At 72.4% G+C, this 12,768-nt stretch carries 11 protein-coding genes; 4 read left to right on the top strand and 7 right to left on the bottom strand.

The features are described from left to right. Window positions 1-97: 97 nt before the first annotated feature. Together Ae150APs1_RS02075 and Ae150APs1_RS02070 are read right to left on the bottom strand one after the other, a co-directional pair. Entirely contained in the window at window positions 98-1,372 is a 1,275-nt protein-coding gene (locus tag Ae150APs1_RS02075) for a HAMP domain-containing sensor histidine kinase (protein WP_075295404.1), read from the bottom strand. Further along, window positions 1,372-2,085 (bottom strand): response regulator transcription factor, encoded by a 714-nt coding sequence (locus Ae150APs1_RS02070; protein ID WP_075295402.1) that lies wholly within the window; start codon window positions 2,083-2,085, stop codon window positions 1,372-1,374. Before Ae150APs1_RS02070 ends, Ae150APs1_RS02075 begins: the two co-directional genes overlap by 1 nt. 541 nt (window positions 2,086-2,626) lie before the next feature. On the opposite strand from Ae150APs1_RS02070, the gene Ae150APs1_RS02065 reads away from it, so the two are divergent. Next, entirely contained in the window at window positions 2,627-3,418 is a 792-nt protein-coding gene (locus Ae150APs1_RS02065) for an MBL fold metallo-hydrolase (RefSeq protein WP_249266175.1), read from the top strand. 67 nt (window positions 3,419-3,485) lie between these two features. Here the strand turns inward: Ae150APs1_RS02065 and Ae150APs1_RS02060 are convergent, their stop codons facing one another. From Ae150APs1_RS02060 to Ae150APs1_RS02035, 5 genes are all read right to left on the bottom strand, one after another. Continuing rightward, window positions 3,486-4,580, bottom strand: a complete 1,095-nt coding sequence (locus Ae150APs1_RS02060) for an ABC transporter ATP-binding protein (protein WP_075295398.1) — start codon at window positions 4,578-4,580, stop codon at window positions 3,486-3,488. Between the two features lies 1 nt (window position 4,581). Further along, window positions 4,582-5,382, bottom strand: a complete 801-nt coding sequence (locus Ae150APs1_RS02055) for a carbohydrate ABC transporter permease (protein WP_075295396.1) — start codon at window positions 5,380-5,382, stop codon at window positions 4,582-4,584. After that, on the bottom strand, window positions 5,372-6,442 hold the full coding sequence (locus Ae150APs1_RS02045) for a sugar ABC transporter permease (RefSeq protein WP_249266174.1): 1,071 nt from the start codon (window positions 6,440-6,442) through the stop codon (window positions 5,372-5,374). Before Ae150APs1_RS02045 ends, Ae150APs1_RS02055 begins: the two co-directional genes overlap by 11 nt. Continuing rightward, on the bottom strand, window positions 6,439-7,743 hold the full coding sequence (locus Ae150APs1_RS02040) for an ABC transporter substrate-binding protein (protein ID WP_075295394.1): 1,305 nt from the start codon (window positions 7,741-7,743) through the stop codon (window positions 6,439-6,441). Before Ae150APs1_RS02040 ends, Ae150APs1_RS02045 begins: the two co-directional genes overlap by 4 nt. 265 nt (window positions 7,744-8,008) lie before the next feature. Then, window positions 8,009-8,971 (bottom strand): LysR substrate-binding domain-containing protein, encoded by a 963-nt coding sequence (locus Ae150APs1_RS02035; protein ID WP_075295392.1) that lies wholly within the window; start codon window positions 8,969-8,971, stop codon window positions 8,009-8,011. Between the two features lie 166 nt (window positions 8,972-9,137). On the opposite strand from Ae150APs1_RS02035, the gene Ae150APs1_RS02030 reads away from it, so the two are divergent. The 3 genes from Ae150APs1_RS02030 to Ae150APs1_RS02020 all read left to right on the top strand — a co-directional run bounded on the left by Ae150APs1_RS02030 (window position 9,138) and on the right by Ae150APs1_RS02020 (window position 12,764). Then, the gene (locus Ae150APs1_RS02030) at window positions 9,138-10,655 is read left to right on the top strand and encodes a peptidase S10 (RefSeq protein ID WP_075295391.1); all 1,518 of its coding nucleotides are present in this window, start codon (window positions 9,138-9,140) and stop codon (window positions 10,653-10,655) included. A 211-nt stretch (window positions 10,656-10,866) separates the two neighbouring features. Next, window positions 10,867-12,360: an amidase gene (locus Ae150APs1_RS02025; RefSeq protein WP_139317617.1), complete on the top strand. Its 1,494-nt coding sequence runs from the start codon at window positions 10,867-10,869 to the stop codon at window positions 12,358-12,360. A 44-nt stretch (window positions 12,361-12,404) separates the two neighbouring features. Continuing rightward, window positions 12,405-12,764, top strand: a complete 360-nt coding sequence (locus tag Ae150APs1_RS02020) for a metalloregulator ArsR/SmtB family transcription factor (RefSeq protein WP_075295389.1) — start codon at window positions 12,405-12,407, stop codon at window positions 12,762-12,764. Window positions 12,765-12,768 lie beyond the last annotated feature (4 nt).

Here is a 12,768-nt window from a genome sequence, read left to right as displayed (position 1 = left end):
TGCTCCCTCGTCGCCGTGGTCTCACCGGCAACGGTAGGACGACGGGCACCAGCGCCGGCCCAGCGGCGGGTAAGCGGACGGTAAGAAGCGCTCTCCGTCAGTGGCCGTCGGTCGCCTGCTCGGCGACGGGGAGCAACAGCGTCACCACCGACGGTGACCGCCGGATCGTCAGGCGGCCGCCCTCGGACTCGGCGAGGCGACGGGCGAGTGCGACACCCATGCCGGACCCGTTGCCGGCGAGCGCGGACTCCGGGACACCACCGCCCTCGTCGGTGACGTCGAGCGCCACCGCGCTCGGCCCGGCCTCACGGGCGACGAGGGAGACGGCACCGGCGCCGTGCTGGGCGGCGTTGTCGAGCAGGACGCCGACGATCTGGCGGACGGCCGCCGCCCCCGCGGCCGGGTCGGGGAGGTCGTGGGGCCGGCGTGTCGTGAAGACGCACCCCGCACGGGCGAGGCGGTCGCGCCACTCAGCCTCGGCCTCGGCCAGCAACCGCACCAGGTCGACCGGGGCGGACCGTCCCCGTCGCTCGCGGGCCAGCGTGAGCAGCTCGTCGATGGTGCGCTCCAACCGGTCGATGGACGCGAGGCCGTCCTCGACGGTCGCGCGGGTCAGCCGGTCCGGACGGTCGAGCGTCGACTCCAGCCGCAGCCGGAGACCCGCCAGCGGTGTCCGTAGCTGGTGCGAGGCCTCGGCCGAGAACGCGCGCTCACGGGCCAGCAGCTCGTCGAGACGGCGCCCGGTCCCCGCGAGGGCGGTGCCCACGAGATCGACCTCGGGGATGCCGGTGGGTTCGGGCCGCACCGCGAAGTCGCCGTCACCGAGCCGGGTCGCCTCGGCGGCGAGCGTCTCCATCGGACGGGAGAGCCGCCGGGCGAGGCCGCGCGCGAACAGCCAGACCGCGGCGAGGATCAGCGCGGCCAGGCCGAGCATGCCGGACCAGATCGGGAGGAGCATGGCGGTGACGGTCCCGGCCGGGCTCGCGACGCGGACCACGCCGACGACGTCGTGGGTGTCGGACACCGGTGCTGCCACCACGAGCTGGTCCGGGGGACCGGAGACCAGACCGCCACGCAGGACGCGGTCGACCGGTCCGTCCCCGACCGGCGGGCCCGCGCCGAGGACGAGGTCGCCGTCCTCGTCGTAGAGCGCGACCGAGGTGTCGTCGGGCCCGGCCGGCAGCTCCGTGGGATCGAGGTCGTGGCTCATGTCCTCCTGCACCGACAGGGCGCCGAACTCGGCGAGTCGCTGGAGCGAGGACCGTTCGTCCGCCGTGGCGTACTGCTGCAGGCCCAGGGCGAGCGGCACCCCGAACAGGACGAGTGCCGCCGCGGCGGCGGTGACGGCGAGCCGCACGATCCGGGAGCGCATCAGGCGTGGTCACCGGCGGGGCCCGGTGGGTCGAGGCGGTAGCCGTGCCCGCGCAACGTCGTGATGGTCGGGACCTGCGCGCCCGGACGGCCTGCCAGCCGTCGCCGCACGGCGGCGACGTGGACGTCCAGCGTCTTCGTCGATCCGAACCAGTGCTCGTCCCACACGTCGGCCATGAGCCGGTCGCGGCTCACCGCGACGCCCGGCTCGCGGGCGAGTCGTTCGAGCAGGTCGAACTCGCGGGCGCGGAGGTCGATCTCGTGCCCCGCCACGCGGACACGGCGGCTCCCGGTGTCGATGCGGAGGTCACCGATCTCGATCCGGCGGGTGACACCGACGATCCCACCGCGCCGCAGGTGGGCGCGCACACGGGCCAGCAGCTCGGCCAGCCGTACCGGCTTGGTCAGGTAGTCGTCGGCCCCGGCCTCCAGACCGACGACGACGTCCATCTCCTCGGCCCGCGCGGTCAGGATGATCACGATGGCGTCCGGGCACCGGTCCCGCAGCCGTCGGCAGACCTCGTTGCCGTCGAGATCCGGCAGGCCCAGGTCGAGCAGCGCCAGGTCGACCGGCTGCCGGTCGGCGGCGGCCAGTGCCGTACCGCCGTCGGGGGCGGCGACCACGTCGTAGCCCTGCTCGGTCAGGGCACCGACGAGGACGTCACCGATCGTGGGGTCGTCCTCGACCACGAGGACCCGCGGCTCGGACGTCATCGGCTGCTCGCACTCCTCCCGTGATCTGCCCTGTGTCGGCGGTCACCAGAGTTCCAGGCCGGGACGCTACCGGAGCGGAGGACGTCCGGCGCCTTCCTCAGATGTCAATGTTTCATTGACGCCAGCAGATCATCAACGAAACGACGACCGACGACCCCGTCACGACGGCGGCAGCCGGAGCCGGGCCACGGTCCGCGACACGGCAGGACCGGCCCGGACGACGTCGATCCGGCAGGAGATCCGGGCGACGCGTACGGGTACTACGCACGGAGGCCGCCGCCCGCCGGCACATCGTCCTGTCTCGCCGGCTCTGTCGATCCTGGCGGTTCGCGGCGGAGGTGATGACCACGGGACTGCGGTGGTCGCACCGGGGTGCGACTCCATGATCGCTCGTCGTTCCTACCAGCACCGATGCACGGATCCGGTGCGGCGATTGATCCGCACGATCGCGCACGTCGGATTCGCGAACGGAGGTGGCCTGCGCCGTGGGCGGCATCAGGATCGAGTCGTGATGCTCACTGTGCTCGGATGCCGTGCGGCGATGCCCGCCGACGGACAGGCCAGCTCGGCCTACCTCGTGTCCACCGACTCGACCCGTGTCCTGCTCGACTGCGGACCAGGGGCGGTGACCGCGCTCGGCGCGGTCTCCACACCCGCAGCGCTCGACGGGATCGTCATCAGCCACCTGCACACCGACCACTGCTACGACGTGTTGCCGCTGGGCAAGGCGTTGCTGACGTCCCGGATGCTCGGGAACGACCGTTTCCCGACCCTGCCGACGGCCGGGCCAGCGCCCGGTGACCGTCCGATCCCGCTCCATGTCCCGAAGGGCGGCCGGGCGGCGCTGGAGCGCCTCGCCGCGGTGTTCCCGATCCCCAGCCGGCCCGAGCTCGACCGTGCGTTCGGGGCGGCGTTGGAGATCCGGGAGTACGAGCCGGGCGAGGAGCTGACCATCGGCGACTGCCGCGTCGTGCTGCGGCCGCTGCACCACACGATGTCCAACTGCGGTATCCGCGTGACCGATCCCGCGGGGTCGAGCCTGGTCTACAGCGGCGACACCTCGGACGTCGCCGGGCTGAGCGAGCTCGCCCGCGGAGCGGACCTGCTGCTGTGCGAGTCCACCCTCGAGTTGCCCGACGACACCTCCGACGGGCACATGAGTGCGGCTCGTGCGGGGCGGGTGGCCGCCGCGGCCGAGGTGGGCCAGTTGGTGCTGACCCACTTCGTCACCGCGGATCCCACCTGGCTCGATGCGCGCCGTGCCGAGGCGTGCGGGTCGTTCGCCGGCCCGGTGCATCTCGCCGCGCCGGAGCGTGTGTTCCCGGTCTGCTGAGCACGCACTCCCGGAACCTGTGGGTGGGCCGGGGCGGGACGAGTGATCGTCCCGGCCCACCCACAGATCAGTCGCGGCACCCGACGCGCCGCCCGGTCCCGGGATCGAAGCGGTGCAGGTCGCGCGCTGCGATCGAGACCCGCACGTGGTCACCGACCGCGCGCCCGCTCGCGATCGGCTCGGTGAACGACCACCGGCCTTCGCGGCTGCGGCAGTGCACGAGCCTGTCGTGGCCGGCGAACTCGACGACGTCGACGGTGCCGTCGAGCACCATCGCGTCGACCTCGGGCGTGTCGCCGTCACCGAGGACGGCTCCGTCCGCCGGGCGCCACCCCCACCGGGCGCGGTCGTGATCGAGCACGTTCATCGGCGGGCTGCCGACGAAGGTCGCGACGAACTCGTCGTGTGGGCGTCGGTAGACCTCGTCCGGTGCGGCGGCCTGCACGACTCGCCCGGCCCGCATGACGATCAGGTGCGTGGCGATCGACAGTGCCTTGGACTGGTCGTGGGTGACCATGACCAGGGTCGCGCCGAGCTCGCGGTGCAGCCGTGCCAGCTCGGTCCGGGCCTGGGCGCGGAGCTGGGCGTCCAGGCTCGACAGCGGTTCGTCGAGCAGCAGCACCGGGCGGCGGCGCACGATCGCTCTGGCGAGTGCGACCCGCTGCCGCTGGCCACCCGACAGCTGCGCCGGGCGCCGTTCGAGCAGACCGGCCAGACCGAGCTGGGCACTCACCTCGTCGACCCGCCGGTCGATCTCGGCGCGCCCGGGGCCCGCACCGCGCGAGTGGCGGGCTTCGAGCCGCATGCCGAACCCGATGTTCGCCGCGACCGACAGGTGCGGGTAGAGCGCGTAGTCCTGGAAGACCATCGCGAGTCCACGTCCACCGGGAGCGGTGTCGGTGACGTCGGTCCCGCCGATGCGCACGCGGCCCTCGCCGGGGGAGAGCAGTCCTGCGACGACCGAGAGCAGTGTCGACTTCCCGCAGCCCGAGGGGCCCACGATCACGGTCAGGGAACCGTGCGGGACAGCGAGGTCGTCGACGTCGAGGGCGAGTGTGGGGCCGTAGCGGTGGCGTACCCCGAGCAGCTCGATGCCCGCTGCGGTCGTGACGGCGGGCACGGTGGGCTGCCCCGGGTCCGCGGTCTCCTTCTGCAGGGTCACGTCAACGCCTTCCGGCTCGGAGGAACGCGGCGGTGATCCGTCGCGAGAACACGGCGTAGACCGCGATGACGGGCGCGCATGCCAGCACCGAGGCCGCGAGCAGCGGACCGGGGTTGCCGCCCTCCTGGTTGTCGAACAGGGCCAGGCCCTGCTGGATCGTGGTGTTCTCCGGACTGGGGGCGACCAGAGCGGGCCACAGGTACTCGTTCCAGGTCGTGATGAACACGAGGATCCCGACCGCGCCGAGCGCGGGACGGAGCTGGGGGAGCACGACGTACCAGAGCGTCTCCGCCGGTCGCGCCCCGTCGATCGCCGCGGCGCCGAGCAGGTCGGCGGGCAGGGATCGCACGTGCTCCCACATCAGCAGCACGGCCAGACCGCAGGAGGCCAGCTGGGGCACGATCAGGCCCGGGTAGGTGTCGCGCCACCCCAGGCCCGTCGCGATCAGGAACTGGGGGATCACCATCGCCTGGAGCGGCACGATCAGCGACACGGTGACCGCGCCGAGGACCAGGCGCCGGCTGCGCACACCCAGGCTCAGCATGGCGTAGGCGGCGAGGACGGCGACCAGCAGCTGGGCCGCGGTCACCCCGAGTGCGGTCACCAGGGAGTTCAGCAGCAGCCGACCGATCGGGAACAGGGTGAGGGCGTCGAGGTAGTTGGCGGCCGACACCGGTGACGGGCCGATCTCGAAGATCGCGTTCGGTGCGCGGAAGGAAGTCAGCAGGGCCCAGATCAGGGGAAACGACACACCCAGCCCGGTGATCGCGAGCGGTACGTGCCAGCGCAGCTCAGCGCGCATCGTGGCTCCTTCTCCGTGCCGACGCGATCGCGCCGAACGCCACGGCGAGGGTCGCCGTGATGGTGACCGCGAGTGCGGACGCGGCGCCGGCGTCGAAGAAGTCGAAGCCCTCGGCGTAGAGCCGGTAGTAGATGTTGTCCGTCGCCCCGTCGCCCCGTCGCCCCGTCGCCCCGTCGCCCCGTCGCCCCGTCGCCCCGTCGCCCCGTCGCCCCGTCGCCCCGTCGCCCCGTCGCCCCGTCGCCCCGTCGCCCCGTCGCCCCGTCGCCCCGTCGCCCCGTCGCCCCGTCGCCCCGTCGGGCCCGCCCCGGGTCAGGACGGCGACGTTGGTGAACACCCACTGCCCGGCCACGACCACGCACAGCGCGGTGAGCAGGACGACCGTGCGGGCGAGCTGGGGTAACACGACGTACCGCGTCGTCTCCCAGCCGGTGGCGCCGTCGATGCGGGCCGCCTCGATCGAGCGGCGGTCGATGCCGGCCAGTGCTGCCGAGAACAGCACCACGTTCAGTGCGACGATCTTGCCCGCGGTGATCACGACGATGACGGGTAGCGCCGTGCGCGGATCACCCAGCCAGTTCGGGCTCGGCAGCCCCGACCCGGACAGCACGGTGTCGACCAGCCCCTGCTCCGGGCTCAGCAGGAACTTCCAGGAGATCGCGGTGGCCAGCGGAGCCAGCACCACCGGCGAGAACAGCAGGGCCCGGTAGGCCTCGGCCGCGCGTCCGGGGCGGCGCCACAGCAACAGCGCCAAGGTCATCGGGATCACGGTGGCGAACGGCAGCATGCCCAGGACGTAGAACCCGGTGCGCACGATCGCGTTCGTGGTCTCCGGCCGGCCGAACAGCTCGACGTAGTTCTCCACGCCGACGAACTCGGGGTCCGGTGAGATCAGGTTCCAGTCCAGTACCGACAGCGCGCCGGTCCACAGCAACGGGCCGTAGACCCAGATCACCAGGGCTGCGATCAGCGGTCCGAGGTAGAGCCAGGGGCGGGCCCGCCGGCCCGCACGCGGGGCAGGGGGCGGCGCCGCCGTGGCCTCCGCGTCGACTGTCGCGTTCACCGCGTCGACAGCCCGCGGATCTTCTCGGCCGCGGCCCGCAGGGTCGTGGCCGGGTCCGCGCCGCGCAGGACGATGGGTTCCACCGCCTCGTCCTGCAGTGTCACGACCGCGCGGTTGGCCTGTCCGCCGGGGAAGACCTGGTAGGGCTCCACGGTGTCGAGCTGCTTCACCGCGGGCAGCAGCCGGGGGTTCCGGGCGAAGTGGTCCCCGAGGTAGGCGGGGTCCTCGGCCAGTGCCGGGCGCAGTGGCAGGTAGCCGATCTTCTCCGCGTACACGGTGTAGGCCTCGGCGCTGGACATGAATCGCACGAACTTCCACGCCGCCTGCCGGCGGTCCTCGTCGTCGGTGAGCACGGCCAGACCGGCGCCGGAGTAGGTGGGCTTCGGCGCGCCCCGGCCGAACGTGGGGAATCCCGCGGTGCGGAGATCGAACCTGCCGGTCGAGGCCGTCTCCAGCGAGACGAGTGCGCCGGTGCTGGCCAGCAGCATCCCCAGCCGCCCGGAGCCGAACAGCGAGAGGGCGTCGGCGGTGGAGACGGCCGGCTGCGCTCCGGCGGTGGTGAGCTCCTGGACCTGGCTGAGCGCGTCGACGGCCTGCGGGCTGTCGACGGTGATCTCCCCACCGGGCCCGACCATCGATCCGCCCGCGGTGTTGATGATCGACTGGGTCAGGTAGTCGGACTTGCCGACGTCGGCGACGGCGAGGTAGGCGCCTGCCCGACCGCTGCGGGCGATGGCCAGGGCGGCCTCGCGGACCTCGGTCATCGACGTCGGTGGGGTGTCGGGATCCAGGCCCGCGGCCCGGAACAGGTCGGCGTTGTAGTAGAGCGTGGGGATCGACATGGTGAACGGCATCGCCTTGACCACGCCGTCGTCGGCGACCGCTGCCATGAGGTTCGGTGCCATGCCCTCGGCGTGAGCGGCCCACTGGTCCCCGGCGATCTCCTGGACGGGGGCGACGGGGAGATCGGCGTAGGCCTCGGCCATCTTGCTCCACCCGATCTGGGCGACATCGGGTGGACTGCCGGCCGCGGTGTCGGCCTTGAGCTTGGTGAGCACGTCGGCGACCGCGACCGGCTGGGTGCGCACGGTGATCCCGGGGTTCTGCTCCTGGAAGCGGTCGATCAACCCCTGCATGGCCTGGCCGCCGAGGTCGGGGGTCCCGATGCTGTAGCCGAGGAAGGTCAGCTCGATCGGCTCGGTGCCCTCCGGGGCCGTTCCGTTGCCCGCACCGCAGGCGGCGGTGGCTGCCAGTCCCACTGCGGCGAGCAGCGCTGCCGCGCTCCGCGCTATCCGGTTCATCGTCCATCCTCTGTTCGGCTGCGGCGGGGCGCCCGCCCAGCGTGATCGTCGCGGTGCCGGGTGCGGCGGTCGGCCACGATCAGGACGTTCCGATCGGTCCATCGGTGGTGCCTCTCGACCGGGGCGGTGGTGCCTCCCGATGAGGTCCGATTGCCGGGCGCTGCCCGGCCGCCGGGACGACCGGCGCCGTCGAGGTCCGGGATGTGCGGGGAGCGGGTCGGGCCCTGGCCCGGCCGTGCGGCGGGACGCGCCGAGGCCACCAGGGTCAGGCGCCGACCGCACTGCGCGCCGGAGCCGATCGGCGTGCCGCGCGTGCCGTGCGTGTCGGACCGGACGGAGCGTCGGCCCTGAGACACCGGACGAACTCCTCGACCAGCGGGTTGTCCACGTCGGATCGCCACACGGCGTACAGGTCGAGAGTGGGCACCGGGTCGACCAGGGACACGGTGACCGGTCTGATGCCCACCGCGGAGGCGCAGACCGCGGCCGCCCGGGCCGCCGAGCAGAACCCGATCACGTTGCGGGCGGCGACGACGATGGAGGTGGCGACGGGATCCTCGACGTGGTCGACCACGTCGAGGGTGAATCCCGCGGCGCCGGCGGTGTGGGTGAGCACGTCGTACATCGCGGGGCTCTGCTCACGGTGGAACAGCAGGCACGGCTGCCCCCGGAGATCGTTGAACGACACCTGCCGCAGCGAGGCCCAGGGATGACGATCCCCGACGAGCGCGACCAGCGGGACGCGCAGCAACCGCTGGTGCCCGAGGCCGGCGTCGGCCGGCGGGCCGTAGATCATCGCGACGTCGAGGTCCCCGGAGTGCAGGGCCCGCAGCTGCAGCCCGGTCCACATCTCGCGCGGGGCGACCACGACGTCGGGGAGCTCGGCGCGCAACCTGGCGATCACGCGGGGGAGGACGCCCTGTGCCGCGGGGAGGTTGCAGCCGACCCGCACCGTCCCGGCCCGGCCCGCGGCGGCGTGGTGGGCGGTGTCGCGCGCCCGCTCGACCCGGTCCAGTACCCCGCGGGCCTCGGTGACGAATGCCCTTCCCGCGGCGGTCAGGGCCACCTCGTGCGAGGAGCGGCTGACCAGCCGGGTGCCGACACTCTGTTCGAGACGCTGGATCTGCTGGCTCAGCGAGGGTTGGGCGAGATGCAGGCGTCGTGCCGCCCGGCCGAAGTGCAGTTCCTCGGACAACGTGAGGAAGGAGTGCAGATGCCGCAGTTCCATGTGGTCTCCTCGGCCGTGGTCAGCCGACCGTAGGTGAGCCGGCGCAACGCGGCGTGAACGACGACCGGACACGGCCGGGGCAGGTCTGTGACGAGGCTTGACCGTGCCGCGACGGCACGGACTGTGATGGTCGGGACGAACCACCCCACAGCTGGAGGAGCCCCGGATGACCCGCGCCGACGTCGACCACGACACCCCCGCAGCAGCAACGACGACGGGGACGACGCACGAGCCGCCCGCGGGTGCATCGAGCACCGGCACGTGGAACGGGATCGAGTACCGGGCGACGGCGCAGTGGCTGGTGCTGCGCAAGGACGACAAGCCCACCGCGGAGATGTTCTCCGTCGCCTACCTCGCCGGCTCCGGCGAGCCCCGGCCCGTCACCTTCGTCTTCAACGGCGGCCCCGGTGCCTCGTCGGCATATCTGCACCTCGGCGCGGTCGGCCCGCGGCGGGTCGACTTCCCCGGTGACGGTTCGATGCCGCCCTCACCGCCGCGGCTGGTGGACAACGACGAGTCATGGCTCGCGTTCACCGACCTGGTGTTCATCGACCCGGTCGGCACCGGGTTCAGCCGGATGATCGAGAAGAACGGCACGGAGAAGCAGGAGCAGGACGCGGACGCCTACTTCGGCACCGAACGTGACCTGCAGTCGTTGTGCGAGTTCATCAGGCGCTGGCTCAGCGAGAACCGGCGATGGAGCTCGCCGGTGTTCGTCGCGGGGGAGAGCTACGGCGGTTACCGCGCCGGGCGATTGACCCGCATGCTCGGCGAGAGCGCCGGGATCGGCCTCGCCGGCGCCGTGCTCATCTCCCCGGCGCTGGAGTTCGCGGGCATCGGCGCCGGGGTCGTCGGTGGCGACTACGAGGTGCTGCCGTGGGTGGACGTGCTGCCCACCATGGCCCTGGCCGCCCACCACCACGGGCGCTCCCGGGCGTTCGGTCCCGATGTCTCGGCCGACGAGGTGCGTCGTGCGGCGGAGCAGTTCGCGACCGGCGACTACGCCGTGTTCCTCACCCGTGGGGCCTCCGGCGAGGCGGGGGAGCGCGACCGCGTCATCGGGCGCCTGGCGGACCTGCTCGGGCTTCCGCCGGAGTTCGTGGCCCGCGCGGAGGGTCGGGTCCGGGTGCACCAGTTCGCGCGCGAACTGCTGCGCGAGCAGGGACGTGTGGTGGGACGGTTCGACGCGACCGTCACCACGTCGGACCCGTTCCCGGACCGGGACGTGTTCACCGGCGGCGACCCCACCCTGACCGGGGCGGCACCGGTCTACACCACCGCGGTCAACCACCTGCTGCGCTCGGAGATCGGGTTGGCGACCGATCGTGAGTACCTGCTGCTCAACACCGACGTGGTGCAGAAGTGGAAGGACGACGGCGCGAGCCTGTACCTGCAGCCCCTGCAGGGCGCGACCGACGACTTCCGCTACGGGATGGCGCTGAACCCTCGGCTGCGTGCGTTCATCACGCACGGAGTCCACGACCTGCAGACGCCCTACTACGCGGCCGACCGGCTGCACAACCTGATGCGCCTGGACCCGGCGACGGCCGAGCGTCTCACGGTTCGCCACTTCGACGGCGGCCACATGTTCTACGCCTGGACCCGCAGCCGGCAGGACTTCACCTCGGCGATCGCGGACTTCGTCGCGGAGTCGACGGCGTCGCACCGGCCCGCCGCGTCCTGAGGTCCGCCCTCGCCGGATCCGCTCGATGGGGGCCGGCGACGGCTCCCGGCAACATCATCTTAATGTCGACATGCGTTGACATGTGGTCGGAGCGTTCCTAGGTTCGTCGCACCAGCCGTCCCGGAGGAGTGCTCGTGACCGTCCCCGTGCCTGATCATGCCCGCCTCGCCGCGTTGGCCGAGCACTTCCGGTTCGGCCTGGACGAGTCCGGGTGGCCGAGTTCCATCCGGCGGTCGGCGCCACGCTGGCGGCGTCGGAGCGCGTGGAGGAGCTGTATGCGCGCACCGCGCCGACGCCTCCGCAGCGTGAGACCTGGGCCCCGCCGGAGAACCCGCTCAACGCGTGGGCGGTACGTACGGCGATCACCGGGTCCGAGAGCGGACCGTTGGCCGGGCGCACGGTCGCGGTCAAGGACAACGTCGCGGTCGCGGGCGTGCCCATGCTCAGCGGCTCCTCCTCGCTGGAGGGGTTCGTGCCGGCCCGCGATGCCACCGTCGTGACGCGGCTGCTCGACGCCGGAGCCACCGTGTCGGGCAAGTCGGTCTGCGAGAACCTCTGCTTCTCGGGTGGGAGCTTCACCTCGTGGCCCGAGCCGGTGCGCAACCCGTGGGATCCGGCGCGCAATGCCGGGGGGGGGGCGTCCAGTGGCAGCGCGGCGCTGGTCGCGACGGGCGAGGTCGACCTCGCCGTCGGTGGGGACCAGGGCGGGTCGGTGCGGATCCCGGCGTCGTTCACGGGGATCGTCGGGCACAAGCCGACCTTCGGGCTGGTGCCCTACACCGGCGCCTTCCCGATCGAGCAGACCATCGACCACCTCGGTCCGATGACCCGCACGGTGGCCGATGCGGCCCGCATGCTGGACGTCATGGCGGGCGTCGACGGCTACGACTCGCGTCAGCCCACGGTTCTCGCCCCGGCCGGCCACCTCGCGGCGCTCGAGCGGGGTGGGGCGGGTCTGCGGATCGGGGTGGTGGCCGAGGGCTTCGACAGCCCGGTCTCGGTGCCCGGCGTCGACGCCGCCGTCCGCGCTGCGGTCGACGCCCTGTCCGCGGCCGGGCTGTCCGCCGAGGAGGTCTCGATCCCGTGGCACCGCGACGCCATGGCGGTGTGGAACGTGATCGCCACCGAGGGTGCGGCCTATCAGATGATCGACGGCAACGGTTACGGGATGGGGGCCTTCGGTCTCTACGATCCCGAGCTGATCGCCCACTACGCACGCGGTCGCCTCGAGCGCGGTTCCGAGCTGTCGAAGACGGTCAAGCTGGTCGGGCTCTCGGGGCGCTACACCTACGAGCTCGGCGGCGGTCGCTACTACGCGATGGCCCGCAACCTGTCGTACGAGCTCCGGGCGGCCTACGACGACGCGCTGTCGACCTACGACGTGCTCGTGATGCCGACCCTGCCGTACGTGGCGCGCGAGCTCCCGCCCTCCGACGTCCCGCTCGCGGGTTATCTCGACACCGCGTTGTCCATGATCGGCAACACCGCGCCCTTCGACGTGACCGGGCATCCGGCGTGCAGCGTGCCGGCGGGCCTGGTCGAGGGGCTGCCGGTCGGGATGATGGTGGTCGGCAAGCGGTTCGACGACGCGACCGTGCTGCGGGTGGCGAACGCCCACGAGCAGCTGGTCGGCGGGTTCCCGGCGCCGAGGAGCGAGGCCTCGGCGACCCGGTGCCCCCCCGGGAAGGGTGGACGCCCGGTCTGAAATCGGAACATGTCGACAGCTGTCGACTGATGTAGGGTCTCCGCGTGAGCGCCAACGAGAATGTCGCCTTCGACGCCCTCTCGGACCGGGTGCGCCGGCAGATCCTCTCGGTGCTCGGCGAGCGGGGTGAGCTCACGGTGTCCGACATCGCCGACGCCGTCGACGGCGTCGGGCCTACGACGGTGTCGAGCCACCTGCGGATCCTGCGTACCTCGGGGATCCTGTCCGAACGTCGCGACGGCCGGCGTCGCTACTACATGCTCAATCCCGACGGTGCGGTGCGTGACGCGTTCCTGTACCTGCAGTCGTTGATGCAGGCCGGGGTCGCACTCGACAAGGCGGACGAGCAGGTCGCAGACTTCGGGTCCCGTCCCGCGTCCGACGTTCGCCGCGACGTGTCCTAGATGG

This window comes from Pseudonocardia sp. Ae150A_Ps1 (assembly GCF_001932315.1).
Classification (GTDB): domain Bacteria; phylum Actinomycetota; class Actinomycetes; order Mycobacteriales; family Pseudonocardiaceae; genus Pseudonocardia.
Note: the sequence above shows the minus strand (reverse complement) of the source record. Positions and strands in the feature narration are given on the sequence as shown.